Genomic DNA, 16,395 nt, shown 5'->3' on the forward strand with positions numbered 1-16,395 from the left:
ATTAATCGCTTTTGAATAAATTATCGAGGTGCTATTTTCAAGATGACTTCTGAGTCATCTGCAAATGCATTGCATGAAGTTAAATAAGCTTGCATGTCATCCATATCATCTCCATAAACATTGGCACTGAACTCCTGAGCCCTTTGCAACATTTTAATGTAGGTATCACATTTGCGTTGTTTTGTTAATTTCTTCAAAGCACCCATGTAATCCTCTCTAAATACAGTTGGTATGATAATTTTTGATTGACCCGCTTTCACAAGCTCTGCATTCATCATTACTCTTGCAATACGCCCATTCCCATCTAAAAATGGATGCACTTCACTAATCACAAACATAATGTATGCAGCTTTTGAAAAGGGATGTTCTAGGGCATTATAAAAGTCGAAGCTCTCAATCAAAGTGCCTTTCACCAAGTTGAAATCAACAAAGGCTGTGGTTCCTGCAAAATTGTTCTTGTCTTTAAATTGACCAGGGTTTTTGTCAACTCTTGCATTCAATAATATCGAATGTCGGAACGTGATAATCTTTAAAAATTCTTCAGGAGACGAAGGGGTAATGTCCATTTCCTTTTTGTTTGAAACAATTTGATATGTCCCTAATACATCATGAGAATCGTCATTTCTGGCTGGAAGGGGCTTATTGGTTTCAATAATTTTTTTTGCTTCATCAATTTCAAACACCGTTCCTTCAATGTAATTGGAAAAATAACTCTCAAAAAAAGAAAAATTTCTGAATGATGTAGCTGTATTATTATTGTCTTGTCGAAATGGGAATTCTGCTTGTTTTAATTCTCGAAACAACATTTCAAATAATTCAACCCTGGCTGGATCGTACGGCTTTCCGAATGCTCTTGCTTTGGCTAATGGAGAACTTAGAATTTTTGAAGTTTGGGTCGTTAATAAAGCACTTATCAATCGGTTTAATTTCTCAAACTCTTTCTGCATATTCAGCTGCTCAGAAATTACTCGTGCGCGATCTCTTAATTTATTAATTTCCTCCTCGCCATTAACACGAATGATTTCTTCCAACCGATTTTCTATTTCAGGTAAACCTAAGCATTTAGAGCTACTTCCTAAGTTTTTAGACGATTGCAAATTTTCTAAAAATGCACGTGCTTTTTGTGAGGCATATAATTCCCCAGAAAATTTATTATCACCCTCTATTGGTAAAGCACCTTCAAGAAATTGAAGGGTAACGCCAGGAAGTTTAATCTTTTTAGTATAGCTCGTGGTTAGAAAGATTTGCCCTGTTTTTGTTGGCTTGAACTCAAACGCAGATCGATGGCTAAGAGTTGTTCCTGGATATAAATTTCCTAATATCTTAAAAAGATTTCTTCTAATAATCGCTTCAACAGGCTCATCCAAATTAGGGGAATACACTTTTGGCGCAATTTTCCTTATTAAACCTGTTTTAAGTAATTTTGAAATTTGATTTGAAATCTTTGAATCCTTAGAACCAAAAATCACTTCTTGTAAGTGGAGCGGTAAATTATTTTCCATTATCTGCAAAATTTGAATCAAATTATTAAATTTTTTCCATTATAAAGCATTATTTGAAAAATTTTTTCCATTATAAAATCTTTGTGTTAAAACAAGAGGAAACTCCCCTTATTACCTGTAACTAATTTTTCAGAGCAAAAGCCACGTATTTATTCCCTTTGGGCGTTCCTAATTTGGTGCCTCCACAAGCTATCACTACATATTGTTTGCCATTGGCCATATAGGTCGCGGGTGTCGCAAAGCCAGCTGCAGGCAGTTTTGATTTCCATAATAGCTTTCCATTATCTGCATCAAATACACGGAAAAATCCGTCTTTGGTAGCTGCAATGAAGATCAAACCATTGGTCGTGATGACAGGGCCACCATAATTTTCAACACCTGTATCGTGAATGCCTTTTTGAGCCAACAAGGGTTCTTCTCCAAAAGGAATTTTCCATAGATATTTGCCTGTATTTAAATCAATGGCATTCAATGTGCCCCAAGGCGGACCAATAGCTGGCAATCCTTTGCTGTCCAAAAATTTATTATAGCCTGTCATTCGGTAAGGAATCTGTGGTCCTTTTGTCACTTCATTGGAAATCACTTCTTTGGGAACTTCATCACTGATAAAATTCAATATATTTTCTTGCTCTGTTTTGCTCAAATGATTAAATCCGGGCATCATTCCTTTACCTTGCGCAATGATTTGTTTCAGAAAAGTTTTATTTCTTCTTTTAATGATGTCCACCAAATTCGGATAGCCACTCAAGGCGTTCCCTTTTCTTTCTTCCCCATGACAAGCCATGCAATTTTGTCGATAAGCTTTTTCGCCACTACTTTGTTGTTGCTTGGAAGGCTCATTGGCGACCATCGTTTGGATCCAGGGCATTTCATTGCTATTGACGTACAAGATTCCTTTGTCTGGATTTGCCCCCGCGCCACCCCACTCTGCACCGCCATCAAATCCCGGCAAAATCAAGGTCCCTTCCAAACTTGGAGCATCATACCAGCCTTTTTTTAGTTTTGCTAATTGACTTTTTAACTCCTCCTTGTTTTCAGCATAGGGGTTAATGTCATCTACAGTAATTTCATTCGATAGTCGCGCATAGGGTTGGGGTAACAAGGGAAAGGGTTGTGTCGGCCAGCTGGATTCCCCTTTTAAATTCGATTTTCCTACTTTCTTTTCAATGATTGGAAAAAGGGGTTTCCCGCTTACTCGATCAAAAACAAAAACGAGCCCTTGTTTGGTGACTTGAGCTACAGCATCAATGATTTTTCCATTCTTTTTTACCTGTATCAAATTAGGTGGAGCGGGTAAATCACGGTCCCAAATGTCGTGGTGGGTGGTTTGAAAATGCCACAAACGTTTTCCTGTTTTTGCATCCAGCGCCAAGAGGCAATTGGCAAATAAATTACTTCCTTTTCTATTTCCGCCCCAAAAATCGAAACCCGCTGATCCTGTCGGGACAAATAAAATCCCTCTTTGGGTATCTACGGCCATTCCAGCCCAGTTGTTAGCCGCACCTACAAATTCATTTTTGTAGGCATTTTTGGAAAAAGTTTGGTAACCAAATTCGCCTGGGTAAGGAATCGTATGAAAGGTCCAAGCTAATTTACCTGTTATCACATCAAAAGCTCGAATGTCGCCGGGTGCTGCATCTGCTCCTTCAGAAAGTCGAACGGGCATGATGATTAAATTTTGAAAAATTGTCCCTGGAGTATTCGAAATCACAAATTTGTTTTGTGCAATGGCGGGTAATCCCGTGTGCAAATCTATTTTCCCATTTTGTCCAAAAGATGAAATCGGTTGTCCTGTTTTCGCATTTAATGCCCACAGATTGGGCCCTGCAGTAAATAATATGCGCTCTTCTGTACCATTGGACCAATAACTGACACCTCTGCTGGTACTTGCCCAATTTTTCAATGGGTCGCCAAAGCGCCAAATTTCTTTGCCTGTTGCAGCATCCAAAGCAAATGCTTGAACACTGGAACTGATGCCATAAAGAACTCCTTTGATGATGATAGGGCTGGATTGCATTTGACCAGAATCAGGCATGGAATAGGTCCAAGCTACTTCTAGATTTTTTACATTTTCTTTGGTGATTTGATCCAGTCGAGAAAAGTGATTTCTGTCTGAACCTCCTAAATAATCAGGCCAATCGATGTTTTGAAAAGAAAAAAAAGCAAAAGAGAAAACTAAACTCAATAAAAGGATATTCTTCTTCATTGGATGCGCGCTAAGAATAAGATAATTCGTATAAGCGTTGAACCTCTGCCCATACTTCCTCCAAAGATAATCCATTTGCTGCACCTTTGGTATTAAATAAGACTTTCGTTTTTTCTTGGTCTTGGTAAAATCCTGAATAGGGCATATAGGTTTTGAAATGAGAAAATTCACCACATAAAACCAGTCCTGGAATTACAAAGGCATTGGCCATGTGCGTAGGACCAGAGTCCAGTCCAATGAAAAATTGGGCGTTTTTTATCAATTTCATCATGGTCATGACGGATGTTTTTCCTACCACACTTTTGTAATTGGGGTGTTGATAAGGCAAGGGATGGACGCGCCCGATTTCAAGTACATGGACGTCCCATTTTTGGATGATTAAATCCAGTAATTTTACCCATTTTTCATCTGTCCAATCGCGCCATCCCATGTTTGATTTGCAATGAATCACCCAATAGGGTGTCAAGAATGGCAACTCAATTTCTTCCTGATCTACATATAAATGGGGCTGTTCTTTGAGTAAACCTATATCGGCAAGCTGAGAGGCAACTTCAAGTAAATTGTAGTTGAGGTAGTAATTGGACAAACTTATTCCAAGGGCATCGGCACGTGGATTGACAATTACGGTGTCGGTGGTGGAATCTTTTCTGAACCCACTTAAATGAAGCGAATAATGATGATGGAAGGGGTTAGATTGGATCAAGAAATGACTTAAAAGGGTAAATTTCAAGTCGATAAATCGATTAACCAGTGGATGGAACTCTAGCAAAGGCTGATATTGGGAGGATGCAATCCAAGTAATGTCGACCTCACCAAATTTTTCTTTTAGAGCGCTTAAAATGGGCTCAGAAGCAATAATGTCACCATAATCGCCATCCATTGAAATGCCAATGAATGTTTTTTGAGGGGAAACAATTCTGAAATAACGTATCAACACAAAAAGCCAGGCAAAGTAGCAAGCTACTCGCAGGCGATAGAAGATAATTTTCAAGGTAATAGGTTTAAATCTTTGCTAAGGTATTAAAAATTCCTTAAAAGAAAATAGGGCTTTGTGGGTTAGGATTTGAAAATCCGATCCATCAAAATCCATTTTTCACCTTTCTTTGCCCAAGGCAAGGGAAGTTGGAATTTCCACATCAGTTCTTCCCATTCAGCAATTTTGGGATTGGTCGAATCAAAGGCGGCTTTCTTTTCGAAAGTAAAAGCATCGTCCGTTTCTAGTATCATAAACATCCGATTGCCAGTTCTGAATATCTCAATATTCAAAATTCCAGCATCTATGTCGTGCTGTGTAACTTCTGGCCAAGCACTTCCTGGTGCATGATATTGTTCATATTCTTTGATCAATTCTGGATCATCCACCAAGTCTAAGGCTAAACAAAATCGTTGCATAATTTAGGGTTTAAAATAATGTTGAAAAGATCTTATGGTTTGGCTCGCCGCATCCTGAGAATTTGGCCAAGGAAATGCCTCTGCAGACACGAATTTGTCATATTTGATTTCCTTTAATGCCTTTGCGACTTCCTTTAAATCCGAATGGCCATTGCCAACAGGTCTTCTGTTACTATCTGCAAAATGCACATGCAGGACGGAATCTTTGCACTTTAAAATACTGGCCGCCATATCTTCCTCCTCGATGTTCATGTGAAATAAATCCGCCAACAAGCCCACATGTTGGATGGAATGCTGGTTCAAAAATAGCACTCCATCTTCCAAAGTATTGATTAAATTGGTTTCATATCGATTCAAAGGCTCATAAATTAATGAGACACCTAAAGCGCCTGCATGATTTCCCAAAATTCGTAGGCCTTCTGCCAACCAGTCCAAGGCCTGTTTTCTTTCAATTCCTGCCGCAACATTACCTTGCATGGATCCAATGATGGCAGGTGCTTGAAATTCCGCTCCCATGGATATCATTTGTTGGATAAATTCAATGGCTTTTTTTCGAATGGATTCGTTGGGGTCGGTCAAAGTTAATCCATGGATGACTTTCCCTGCCCCAGTTCCAACTGCGGCGATCTTTAAAGCATATTTTTCTAACAAGGCTTTTGTTTCCTCAATGTCCAAAGCATCGTGCGAGGCTGTAAATAACTCGACAGCATCAAATCCCAAAGAGGAGGCATGAGCCAAACTGGTGGGTAAATCATGCCAATAAATCCAAGGGCCTGTTTTTATTTCAGGTACTAATGCAATAGTTGCGCAAGATTGGATCATTTTTTACATGTTAAAGTCGACCATAATTTTTGTTATGCCTTTGGGGTTCTTCGCCCAATCGGCCAAGGCTTCTCCAGCTTTTTCCAAAGGAACAATTTTTGAAACAACTTGGTCCACGGGGAATTTTCCAGTAGCCAAATAATCCATTACCTCTGGAAATTCATCCGTGCAATTTCTGGATCCTAAAATTTCAATTTCCTTGCGAACAAATATGCCTGTGTTAAATTCCACCGCTGATTTGGCATAACCTATGCAAACTACTCTACCCGTATAAGCCACTTCCTCTACCGCAGCACGATAAGTTACCGCATTACCCACCGCTTCGATGATGACATCTGGCCCATCACCCTTCGTGATGCGAGACAATGCCTCATGTAAATCTTCTTGCGATGTGTTAATGGTATGTGCTACCCCAATATTTTGGGCTATATCCATTTTAGAATCATCAATATCTATGGCAATCACCTCCGCACCTCGATTAACGGCAGAAGCAATCGCTCCTAATCCGACAATACCGCAACCGATCACCGCGACGATGTCTTGCGAACTAACTCGCCCTCGGGCGGCGGCATGAAAGCCGACGGTTAAGGGTTCTACCAAAGCTAATTCTTTCAAGGTAAGTTGGGAAGAGATATATAAATCTCGCCAATGAATCGCAATGTAATCCGTCATGGCACCTGGACGTCTAACGCCCATGGTTTTATTGTCTTGGCAAGCATTTCTTCGTCCTTTGCGACAAGAAACGCATTTTCCGCAATTTTGATAAGGATAAACAGTGACCAATTGACCTTTCTGAAAACTCGCAGGAACGGATGCGCCCATTTCTTCAATGGTTCCACCTACTTCATGCCCCAACACATTGGGATATTCTTGTAATTCAAATAGTCCTTTGAAACCGTTTAGGTCGCCACCACAGAATCCCACCATCCCAATTTTCACCAACACTTCTTCTGGACCAATGCTGGGTTTCGCTATTTCGCGAATTTCTGTTTTTCCAATTTCCGTAAGAAATAATGCTTTCATCTTAGTTTTTTGATCTAGGAATGTTGTTTTCAGGTTGCCCTTCAAACCACATGAGGTTTTTGACAGGTGCAATGGCGATAGCCAATTCTTCTAAAAGGCCTTGTGGAATTTTAAACTCCACCGACTCGATGTTTTTCCGAATTGAATTCATTCTACACATGCCTACAATGGTTGTGGCAATATCAGGATGATCCATCGCAAAACGCATGGCTACATCGCTCAAACGGACTTGGTATTTTTGGCAAATACCTAACAATACAGGTTGAATGGCCAACATTTCTTTCGGGGCATTGTGCCATTCAGGAAGCGCGGCATCCGATAAAATGCGCTGCATCAATGGCGCAGCGTTCATTAATCCAAATCCTTTTTCTTTCGACAAGGGCACCAATTCATCATTGATTTCATCTTGAAGTAAATTATAATGGGCCCAAGAAAGAACAGTGTCCAATTCTACTTGTCGAGCAATTTCTGCCAAATATCGAACAGGTAATCCTGTAATCCCGATGAATCTTGCTTTGCCCGATGCCTTGATTTTTTCAATCGCTGGCATGGCCTCATTCAAGATTTGTTCTTTGGACACAAATTCAATGTCGTGCAATTGGAATAAATCCACATAGTCAGTTTGTAGCCTTTGTAGCGATTCATCGATGCTTGCCGTAATTCGCTTGGCGGAAAAATCAAAGGAACGCAAATCGTATCTACCACATTTGGTAGCGAGAAATACGTCTTTTCTTTTGCCTTGCAGCGCTTTTCCCAAGCGAGTTTCTGCCAAAGTGATGCCGTAAAATGGGGATACATCGAAGAAATTTACGCCATGATCGATGGCATAATGAACAGTATTAATCCCTTCTTGTTCATCGACTTCGTCAAATACATTACCCAAAGGAGAGGCGCCAAATCCCAACACTGAAATGAGCTCGTTGGTTTTGCCTAATTTGCGATATTCCATAGTAATCTAAGCCTTTTTGAGGCTTTTGTCTTAAATAGGTTGTAAAATTTTCTTATTAAATAGGTATCAATTAATCTATTCGTGCTTTATTTCAAGCTCGTATCAAACAATTCTTTTAACTGCGCTTCTACTCTGAAACCAGCGGTTTTCAATACTAATTTTCCTTTTTGGAAGACTAAAAATCCTGGAATCTCATCGATGCCATAAGCTTGTAAAATGGCTTGATTGCCATCTGCTTCTACTTTTAAAACGGTCACTTTGCCTTCATAATCTTTGGCTAATTTATCCACAGTTGGCATCATTTTGATGCATGGGGCACACCATTTAGCAAAAAAATCGACCACAACGGCCTCATCTTTGGCAATGACTTTATCGAATTCTTTTTTGTCCCAAGCTTGATCGTGCTTCACATTCGGAACACCCTCCAAAGGCTTCATTTTGGTGGTCCATTTAAGATAACCCCCTTTCATTTCTGTTACTGTAAATCCTTCTTTGCGCATTAATTCAGCTGCTTGTGCTGAACGTCCACCTGATAAACAGTAAATTAAAACAGGTTTATTTTTGTCCAAGGATTTGATTTGTGTGGCAAAATCGGGAGAACGAAAATCAATGTTTTTAGCATTAGGTAAATGCCCCCCGCCGAATTCTCCAGAAGTTCTTACATCTAACAAAAGGGCATTGGGAGTCGACTTTAATTTTTGTTCAAAACCATCCACCTCTTCTACTTGAGCAAGTGCGCCAAAACTAACAAAAGCGATAAAAAGAGTAAGAATGCTTGTTAATTTTAAATTTTTCATAACTATTTGGTTTAAAATCAGGTATTTAACAAATTGCTAATAATAAAATGCAAGGAAATTATCTATTTTTTCTGTTATTTTGCAAGGCAATTTAAGCAAATAGTTTCGTAATCAATTTATTCACAATAACAATAAGAAGATGAGTGCAATACAGTACGTTCACGCCAGACAAATTTTAGATTCACGTGGAAATCCAACCATTGAAGTAGATATTAAAACAGAAGATGGAGCTTTTGGCAGAGCTGCGGTTCCTTCTGGAGCTTCAACAGGTATTCACGAGGCTGTAGAACTACGTGATGAAGACAAGTCGGTTTACGTTGGAAAAGGGGTGTTAAAAGCCGTTGAAAATGTAAATACAAGTATCGCAGAAGAATTATGGGGCTTAGAAGTTTCTGAGCAAAACATGATCGACCGTTTAATGATCGAAATTGACGGTACTCCAAACAAAGGAAAATTAGGTGCTAATGCTATTTTAGGTGTTTCTATGGCAGTTGCGAAAGCAGCAGCTCAAGAAGCAGGTTTGCCTTTATATCGTTACATCGGTGGTGTGAATGCTAATACACTTCCAGTTCCAATGATGAACATCTTAAACGGTGGTTCACATGCGGACAACTCAATCGATTTCCAAGAATTCATGGTAATGCCTGTAAAAGCAGAGAGTTTTTCTCAAGCTTTACGTATGGGTACGGAAGTTTTCCATGCATTGAAAGGTGTATTGAAAAGCAAAGGATATTCTACTAACGTAGGTGATGAAGGTGGTTTTGCACCTAACATCAAGTCGAACGAAGAAGCAATCGAAATCGTTTTACAATCGATCGAAAAAGCAGGTTACAAGCCAGGCGAAGAAATTTTCATCGCAATGGATGCAGCTGCTTCTGAATTCTATGATGAGAAAACAGGTCTTTATACTTTCAAAAAGTCAGACGGAAAGCAATTGAACTCTATGGAGATGGCTGCTTACTGGAAGACTTGGGCAGATAAATATCCAATTATCTCTATTGAAGATGGTATGGCAGAAGACGATTGGGCAGGTTGGGCTGAGCAAACTAAATTGATCGGTTCTAAGTGTCAATTAGTAGGTGACGATTTATTCGTAACAAACGTGAAGCGTTTACAACAAGGTATCGAAAAAGGTGTGGCTAATGCTGTATTAGTAAAAGTTAACCAAATTGGTTCATTGACTGAAACTATTGATACTGTTAATTTAGCAAAACGTAATTCATACAAAAACATCATGTCTCACCGTTCAGGTGAAACTGAAGATGCAACCATCGCAGATTTAGCTGTAGCTTTAAATACAGGTCAAATCAAAACTGGTTCAGCTTCTCGTTCTGACCGTATGGCTAAATATAATCAGTTATTGAGAATCGAGGAAGAATTAGGCGCTAATGCTTATTTCCCAGGTTTAAATTTCTAAGATTAAAATGAATAAATTAAAGCAATTGTTCTTGGGTAAAAATCGTTTCTACGTGATAACCACGACAATTGCTTTATTTTGGATGTTGTTTCTCGACTCCAATGATATCACCGTTCAGTTTCGTCTATGGAACGAACTTCGAGAATTAAAAGCGGAAAAAAAATACTACCAGCAGAAGCTCAAAGAACTTGAAAAAGAAAGAAGAGTGATGATGGGAAACCCCGCACTTCTAGAAAAATACGCTAGAGAAAAATACCTCATGAAAAGACCAACGGAAGATATTTTTATCATCGTGGATGAAAAAAATCAACCGATAGAGTAGTTGTTAGGTATTAGTTGTTAGTTATCAGTTATTAGTTATTAGGAATTTGTTTTTTGTTTTTCAGTTTAGTAATTATACTTATCAAAATTTTTAAAATTTCAACTGCATTAAAATGAATTTGATGAAATTCTGAGATTATTATTAAATCAGATTTTTCTAATATTTCTAACCAATAAATACTTTCATTAATTTCTTTTTGTGCGATTGATAGTTTATGGATGAAATCTGCATTTGATTCAGCATATTCAGCTTCTCTTACTTGTGCTCCCACACTAGTGCTGCTTCTAAATAATTGCTTTGAAATGATAAATTCTTTTCGATTTTGTAACCATAGGCATAATTTGATACTATCTAAAGCAAACTGAAAGCTTTTGTCTTTTAAATTATTGGCTTTTTTCATTAGTTATTAGGTGTTAGTTATTAGGTGTTAGTTATTAGGTGTTAGTTATTAGTTATTAGGTGTTATAATTGACCTAAAATATTTTACTAATATGTAATTTCAAAATTTAATTTCGATCAAATAAACTGATAATGTATAAAAATTATTAGTTTTTAGGTATTAGGGTTTAGTTATTAGGTTTTAGTTATTAGTTAATAGTTATTAATAATATCAAATAAAATTTCACTAAAATATAAATCAAAATTTATATAGGAACCGCCAACGCCATTCCCAAATAACTAAAACCTAATAACTAGCTACTAAACTAATAACTAAACCCTAATAACTAATAACTAGCACCTAAACCCTAATAACTAATAACTTCTCACTATCGCTCCAAAAATCCCTGCGGTGATAAACATAATGAAACTGTAAATGACAGCTGGAATAGCCATGGCGCTGTTGCCAATTACTGTTAATGCAATGAATATCGCTAAGGTGCCATTGTGGATACCAATTTCCATTCCTATTGCAATGGCTTGCGCCTTGGGCAATTGAAAAAATCTTGGAATCCAATAACCCAATCCCAAACAAAGCAGATTAAATAGCAGAGCCGCAAACCCAACCTCTACCAAATCATGAAAAATATGATCTCGCTCTTGTAATCCTGTTAATATAATGGCGGTTGCCAAAAAAAGTGCGGATCCTACTTTCACTGGTTTATCCATTTTCTGCGCCATATTTTTGGCAAAATTCCGGATAATCATTCCCAAACTTATCGGGATTATGACAATCATACAAACTTCCATCACTTTGCCGAATTGCAATGGCACTACCTGATCCGTTGCCATGAATTGTTGCATGGCAAAATTACTGATGATGGCGATCGAAAAAATAGATAATAAGCTGTTTAAAGCGGTTAAGGAAACATTTAAAGCGACATCCCCTTTGGCTATGTGGCTATATAAATTGGCAGATGGACCGCCTGGAGCGGCAGCGATTAACATCAATCCGACGGATAGTTCTGGACTCAACAACAAGCATTTGGCAATGATGAAGCATAGCGCAGGTAGCAAAATCATTTGGCATAAAAGCCCAATGATCATGGCCTTGGGATAGCGAATGATGCGCTTGAAATCTTCAATTTGTAAGGATAATCCTAAACCCATCATGATAATGGCCAAAGCGATGGGTAAAATGACGGTCGACAATAAACTTGCTTGCATTTGTAAAGATTTAGAGGAATATTTCAGCTAATTTAGCTAATTTTAATAAATATTAGGATTTTTTAAATCCTGTCGTTAATTTCAAGCAAAAACTTATTTAACTATGAATACTTCGAATCCCGAATTCGATAATAATAAAATCCCTATTAAAAAACTTTGGCAAGTAATCCTTGCTTCTTCCGTTGGAACAGTCATTGAATGGTACGATTTTTATATTTTTGGTAGTCTTTCAGCCATCATTTCTTTGTCCTTTTTTCCCAAAGAAGATCCAACTGCTGCTTTTATCTCCACCTTGGCTGCTTTTGGTGCTGGTTTCGTAGCCAGGCCTTTTGGAGGGGTAATTTTTGGTCGATTAGGGGATCGCATTGGTCGGAAATACACGTTTTTATTGACGCTTCTCCTCATGGGAGGTTCCACATTTGCCATTGCTTTTATTCCTAGTTATTCCAAAATCGGTTTGGTGGCCCCGGCCATTTTACTTTTATTAAGAATCATTCAAGGTCTGGCCCTTGGTGGAGAATACGGTGGCGCTGCGACTTATGTGGCAGAATACGCACCGGATGCTCAGCGAGGAAAATATACGGCTTATATTCAAACTACAGCTACTTTGGGCTTTTTTGTATCCATCATTGTTGTCTTGGTTTGTCAAAATTTAATCGGCGAAACCGAGTTCAAAGAGTGGGGTTGGCGAGTGCCTTTTGCGCTTTCAGGTATTTTGGTGATCGTTTCTTATTTCATTCGTAGAAATATGCACGAATCGCCTTTATTTGCCAAATTGAGAAAAGAAGGTCGTTTGTCGGAAAACCCGCTTCGTGAAGCTTTTGCAAGTAAGGCCAATCGCCGTTTGATGTTAATTGCCATGTTTGGTGCCATTGTTGGGCAAGGAGTGGTTTGGCATACAGGTCAATTTTATGCCCAAATTTTCATCAATAAAATCTTGAAGGTAGATTTCACGACCACAAATTTAGTCATTGCGGCTTCTCTGGTGGTTGGAACACCCCTTTTTGTGGTTTTTGGTAGCCTATCGGACCGCGTAGGGAGAAAGAAAATCATGCTGGGCGGAATGGCTTTAGCAGCTGTTTTTTATTATCCCTTGTTTGCCTGGATGTCGATCATTGTTGAACAAGAAGGAACAATGATCCAAGATGCGATTCATCTGACTTTCTATGGCCAATGCCAATTAGCCTTTATTTGTATGCTATTGGTGACTTTTGCAGCCATGGCTTATGGTCCGATTGCCGCATTTTTAGTGGAATTATTTCCAACCAAAATTAGATATACGTCCTTGTCGATTCCCTACCATTTTGCTAATGGGGTTTTCGGGGGTTGTGCTCCCTTTGTCGCTACTTGGCTAGGTGCCATCACGCATTCTAATTTTTCAGGAATTTTTTATCCTATTACCTTAGCTGCCATCACGGTGATCGTGGGTGTGATTTATCTTCCTGAAACGAAGGGGAGGGCGATCATGGATGTATAAAAGATACTTTGTGTCTTTGTGTTAACACAAAGTTCACAACGAGTAAAATAAGGTGTTTTATATAAAATATTTTCAAATTAAGACGAAATTATGAACGAGCATTTACCAAGGCGTGACTTTATTAAATCTAGTTCTCTTTTGCTAGGCGCTAGCCTTTTATCGAACAATTCTATGAAAAAAATGGCTCCAAAACCAGGTGAAATTGTCTTAGGACATAACAATTTCAAATACAAAGTTATTCCCAATTGGGGAGTATTAGATGCTGGTAAAAATCCAGTGAACGACTGCCATGAGATGGTAGAAGATGCCAAAGGCCGTTTGTTCTTGGCAACCAACGAAACCAAAAATAACATCTTGATCTACGATAAATCAGGAAAATTATTGGATTCATGGGGCCATACTTATCCGGGCGCACATGGTTTAACTATCTTGAACGAGGGTGGTGAACAGTTTTTGTTAATTTGCGATAATGCTCGTCATCAAGTCATTAAAACCGATTTGAAAGGAAAAGAAATTTTTAAAATTGAATATCCCAAAGAAACAGGGGTATACGATTCCCCGAATCAATTCGTTCCAACCGAAACCGCTGTGAATCCTAAAAATGGCGACATCTATGTAGCAGATGGTTATGGTGCCAATTATGTGATTCAATACGATTCCAAAGGAAGATATATTCGTCATTTTGGAGGTAAAACTTCTGAATATGCGGATGATAAATTCAACTGCTGCCATGGTGTTTTAGTAGATACACGCGATGCCAATAATTGGACATTGTTGGTTACAGACCGCATGAACAATAGCTTGAAGCGCTATACCTTAGATGGTAAATTCATTACCCGCTACCATTACCCCGGTTCTTTTATTTGTCGCCCTGTATTGCACGGAGAAAACATCGTAGCTGCTTGTTACCGTAGTTCAGATGCAAGTTGGGCAGGTTCAGGTTATGTACAAATTTTGGACAAAGACATGAAAGCGGTTTCAACCCTAGGCGGTTCTGAGCCCATCTACAAAAATGGCGTTTTGCAAAGACAATACAAGGAAGATGAAAACAAAGTATTCATCCACCCGCACGATGTCTATGCAGATGCCGATCATAATCTATACGTCGCACAATGGGCAAGTCAAAAGACTTATCCGATTAAATTGGAGAGGATTTAAAGAAGAGAGGAAAGAGAAAAGAGAAAAGAGGAGAGAGAAAATCGTTGTTGCAAATAGCGTTGGCTGAGCGGAGCCGAAGCCATAAGCGGTAGACCTTTGTGAAACTTTGTGCCTTTGTGTTAAATAGCGTTTACTGAGCCTGTCGAAGTAAAAATAGAAATGAGTAAAATACATGTATTGGGCACTTTGTGTCTTTGTATTAAATAAACTAATGAGTTCGGATTTGATTTTATTTTTCGGTCACTTTCACCCCGTGTTGGTTCACTTACCAATTGGTATGTTGGTGCTGGTGGGATTGATGTATTTTTTCTCCAAAACGGAGGATGCGGAGGCGAAACAAAAGTCCTTTGCCCCCTTTTTCTTGTGGGCAGGGATTACAGCGGCCTTTTCATGTGCCATGGGCTTTGCCCTTTCCCAATCCGGTGAATACGAAGAAGAAACCTTGTTTTTTCATCAATATTTAGGAATTTCTGTTGCTGTTATTTCATTTATCTTGGCTTATACCGCTCAATTTTGGTCCAAAGATGCCAACATGCGCCGTTTGTTTACTCCAACACTGAGTCTTGCTTTGATTTTATTGACATTAACAGGACATTTGGGAGGAAATTTAACCCATGGTTCCGATTATTTGACGCAAAATATGCCTTCTCCTTTCAGAGAATGGTTGGGTTTACCTGAAAAACAAAGTTCCTCAGAAACGAAGGGTGCTGCCATTAAAATTGCCAACATCAATGAAGCCTTGGTCTATCAAGATTTGGTACAACCGATGTTAAAACAAAAATGTTGGTCATGCCACAATGCCGAAAAGCAAAAAGGCAAACTGAGAATGGATAGTCCCGATTTCCTTTTGAAGGGAGGAGAAAACGGACGTATCATTGAAGCGGGAGATCCGGCCAAAAGTGAAATGATCAAGCGATTATTGTTGGAAGAAAGCGATGAACATCACATGCCTCCGAAAGGGAAAACGCCTTTGACAGAAGATGAAATAGCCATTTTACATTGGTGGATTCAAGGTGGTGCGGATTTTAAAAAGAAGGTAAAAACACTCAGTGCAGATGCTAAAGTAAAAGGTATTTTGGCCAAATACAGTTCTGGCGAAGGAGAGGGAGGGCCTTACCTTTCACCGGTATTGAAAGAGGAGATTGATGCCGCCGATGAATCCGATATTCAAGCGCTTTTGAACTTGCATTTATTGGTTTTGCCTGTTGCCAAAGACCAAGCCTTTTTGGAAGTCAATGCCATCAATGCCAAGAAAATTGGCGATAAAGAATTAAAGGATTTAGATGCCATCAAAGAGCAATTAATTGCTTTGAAATTAAACAATACCCAAGTAACAGATGCATTTGTTAGCGATTTATCAGATTTTCCTCGATTGATTAACCTTCAATTAGGTCATACCAAAATTTCGGACAAGAGTTTGGAGGCCTTGCAAAATGCCCCACATTTAGAAACCTTGAATCTCTACGGTACCTCAGTGACGGATGCTGGGATTCTGAAACTAGCCAAGATAAAAACCTTGCGGAATTTATATGTTTGGCAAAGCAAAGTCACAGACGCTGGCATCACTCAACTCAAAAAACTCCGTCCTAATTTACACATCGATAATGGCACGAAAGTGGTGTTTCCGATTGTGCAAGACTCGGTTAGTTATTAGGTATTAGTTTTTAGTTATTAGTTTTTTATTGTGAGGAAAACACTTACGGTCCAGTCTTATTTCAAATAATC

The 16,395-nt window shown here is 38.8% G+C and carries 15 protein-coding genes; 5 read left to right on the forward strand and 10 right to left on the reverse strand.

The window, feature by feature from the left end:
* Positions 1-20 precede the first annotated feature (20 nt).
* The 8 genes from V7S79_RS11025 to V7S79_RS11060 form a co-directional block, all read right to left on the reverse strand.
* The gene (locus V7S79_RS11025; protein WP_459490643.1) at positions 21-1,502 is read right to left on the reverse strand and encodes a Fic family protein; all 1,482 of its coding nucleotides are present in this window, start codon (positions 1,500-1,502) and stop codon (positions 21-23) included.
* 121 nt (positions 1,503-1,623) lie between these two features.
* Entirely contained in the window at positions 1,624-3,708 is a 2,085-nt protein-coding gene (locus tag V7S79_RS11030; RefSeq protein WP_459490644.1) for an outer membrane protein assembly factor BamB family protein, read from the reverse strand.
* Between the two features lie 10 nt (positions 3,709-3,718).
* Positions 3,719-4,699 carry a glycosyltransferase family 9 protein gene (locus V7S79_RS11035; protein ID WP_459490645.1) on the reverse strand — a complete coding sequence of 327 codons (981 nt, stop codon included), beginning with the start codon at positions 4,697-4,699 and terminating at the stop codon, positions 3,719-3,721.
* Positions 4,700-4,764: 65 nt separating this feature from the next.
* A complete protein-coding gene (locus V7S79_RS11040) occupies positions 4,765-5,100 on the reverse strand; it encodes an L-rhamnose mutarotase (RefSeq protein ID WP_459490646.1) in 336 nt (111 codons plus the stop codon).
* 3 nt (positions 5,101-5,103) lie between these two features.
* Positions 5,104-5,922, reverse strand: coding sequence for a TIM barrel protein (locus tag V7S79_RS11045; protein WP_459490647.1), 819 nt, complete (start codon positions 5,920-5,922; stop codon positions 5,104-5,106).
* 3 nt (positions 5,923-5,925) lie between these two features.
* Positions 5,926-6,945, reverse strand: coding sequence for a zinc-binding alcohol dehydrogenase family protein (locus V7S79_RS11050; RefSeq protein ID WP_459490648.1), 1,020 nt, complete (start codon positions 6,943-6,945; stop codon positions 5,926-5,928).
* A gap of 1 nt (position 6,946) precedes the next feature.
* A complete protein-coding gene (locus tag V7S79_RS11055) occupies positions 6,947-7,894 on the reverse strand; it encodes an aldo/keto reductase (protein ID WP_459490649.1) in 948 nt (315 codons plus the stop codon).
* A gap of 86 nt (positions 7,895-7,980) precedes the next feature.
* On the reverse strand, positions 7,981-8,691 hold the full coding sequence (locus V7S79_RS11060) for a thioredoxin domain-containing protein (RefSeq protein ID WP_459490650.1): 711 nt from the start codon (positions 8,689-8,691) through the stop codon (positions 7,981-7,983).
* 139 nt (positions 8,692-8,830) lie between these two features.
* Here V7S79_RS11060 and eno point away from each other — a divergent pair, with 139 nt between their 5' ends.
* Positions 8,831-10,108: a phosphopyruvate hydratase gene (eno, locus tag V7S79_RS11065; RefSeq protein WP_459490651.1), complete on the forward strand. Its 1,278-nt coding sequence runs from the start codon at positions 8,831-8,833 to the stop codon at positions 10,106-10,108.
* Positions 10,109-10,115: 7 nt separating this feature from the next.
* Positions 10,116-10,430, forward strand: a complete 315-nt coding sequence (locus V7S79_RS11070; RefSeq protein ID WP_459490652.1) for an FtsB family cell division protein — start codon at positions 10,116-10,118, stop codon at positions 10,428-10,430.
* A gap of 31 nt (positions 10,431-10,461) precedes the next feature.
* Here V7S79_RS11070 and V7S79_RS11075 read toward each other — a convergent pair whose 3' ends face one another.
* Together V7S79_RS11075 and V7S79_RS11080 are read right to left on the reverse strand one after the other, a co-directional pair.
* Complete coding sequence (locus V7S79_RS11075) at positions 10,462-10,830, reverse strand: four helix bundle protein (RefSeq protein WP_459490653.1); 369 nt, start codon at positions 10,828-10,830, stop codon at positions 10,462-10,464.
* 353 nt (positions 10,831-11,183) lie between these two features.
* On the reverse strand, positions 11,184-12,035 hold the full coding sequence (locus tag V7S79_RS11080) for a bile acid:sodium symporter family protein (protein WP_459490654.1): 852 nt from the start codon (positions 12,033-12,035) through the stop codon (positions 11,184-11,186).
* Between the two features lie 103 nt (positions 12,036-12,138).
* Between V7S79_RS11080 and V7S79_RS11085 the strand changes: the two genes are divergently transcribed.
* The 3 genes from V7S79_RS11085 (at position 12,139) to V7S79_RS11095 (ending at position 16,324) form a co-directional block, all read left to right on the forward strand.
* Positions 12,139-13,512 (forward strand): MFS transporter, encoded by a 1,374-nt coding sequence (locus tag V7S79_RS11085; RefSeq protein ID WP_459490655.1) that lies wholly within the window; start codon positions 12,139-12,141, stop codon positions 13,510-13,512.
* A 90-nt stretch (positions 13,513-13,602) separates the two neighbouring features.
* Positions 13,603-14,670 (forward strand): NHL repeat-containing protein, encoded by a 1,068-nt coding sequence (locus V7S79_RS11090; RefSeq protein ID WP_459490656.1) that lies wholly within the window; start codon positions 13,603-13,605, stop codon positions 14,668-14,670.
* Between the two features lie 211 nt (positions 14,671-14,881).
* Complete coding sequence (locus V7S79_RS11095) at positions 14,882-16,324, forward strand: c-type cytochrome domain-containing protein (protein ID WP_459490657.1); 1,443 nt, start codon at positions 14,882-14,884, stop codon at positions 16,322-16,324.
* Positions 16,325-16,395: the final 71 nt, after the last annotated feature.

Source organism: Aquirufa sp. ROCK-SH2 (genome assembly GCF_054558315.1).

Excerpts from the sequence above, each read along its gene's own strand:
- V7S79_RS11025 (WP_459490643.1), bottom strand. The coding sequence starts at position 1,502 with ATGGAAAATAATTTACCGCTCCACTTACAAGAAGTGATTTTTGGTTCT.
- V7S79_RS11030 (WP_459490644.1), bottom strand. The coding sequence starts at position 3,708 with ATGAAGAAGAATATCCTTTTATTGAGTTTAGTTTTCTCTTTTGCTTTT.
- V7S79_RS11040 (WP_459490646.1), bottom strand. The coding sequence starts at position 5,100 with ATGCAACGATTTTGTTTAGCCTTAGACTTGGTGGATGATCCAGAATTG.
- V7S79_RS11045 (WP_459490647.1), bottom strand. The coding sequence starts at position 5,922 with ATGATCCAATCTTGCGCAACTATTGCATTAGTACCTGAAATAAAAACA.
- V7S79_RS11050 (WP_459490648.1), bottom strand. The coding sequence starts at position 6,945 with ATGAAAGCATTATTTCTTACGGAAATTGGAAAAACAGAAATTCGCGAA.
- V7S79_RS11055 (WP_459490649.1), bottom strand. The coding sequence starts at position 7,894 with ATGGAATATCGCAAATTAGGCAAAACCAACGAGCTCATTTCAGTGTTG.
- V7S79_RS11060 (WP_459490650.1), bottom strand. The coding sequence starts at position 8,691 with ATGAAAAATTTAAAATTAACAAGCATTCTTACTCTTTTTATCGCTTTT.
- eno (WP_459490651.1), top strand. The coding sequence starts at position 8,831 with ATGAGTGCAATACAGTACGTTCACGCCAGACAAATTTTAGATTCACGT.
- V7S79_RS11070 (WP_459490652.1), top strand. The coding sequence starts at position 10,116 with ATGAATAAATTAAAGCAATTGTTCTTGGGTAAAAATCGTTTCTACGTG.
- V7S79_RS11075 (WP_459490653.1), bottom strand. The coding sequence starts at position 10,830 with ATGAAAAAAGCCAATAATTTAAAAGACAAAAGCTTTCAGTTTGCTTTA.
- V7S79_RS11080 (WP_459490654.1), bottom strand. The coding sequence starts at position 12,035 with ATGCAAGCAAGTTTATTGTCGACCGTCATTTTACCCATCGCTTTGGCC.
- V7S79_RS11085 (WP_459490655.1), top strand. The coding sequence starts at position 12,139 with ATGAATACTTCGAATCCCGAATTCGATAATAATAAAATCCCTATTAAA.
- V7S79_RS11090 (WP_459490656.1), top strand. The coding sequence starts at position 13,603 with ATGAACGAGCATTTACCAAGGCGTGACTTTATTAAATCTAGTTCTCTT.
- V7S79_RS11095 (WP_459490657.1), top strand. The coding sequence starts at position 14,882 with ATGAGTTCGGATTTGATTTTATTTTTCGGTCACTTTCACCCCGTGTTG.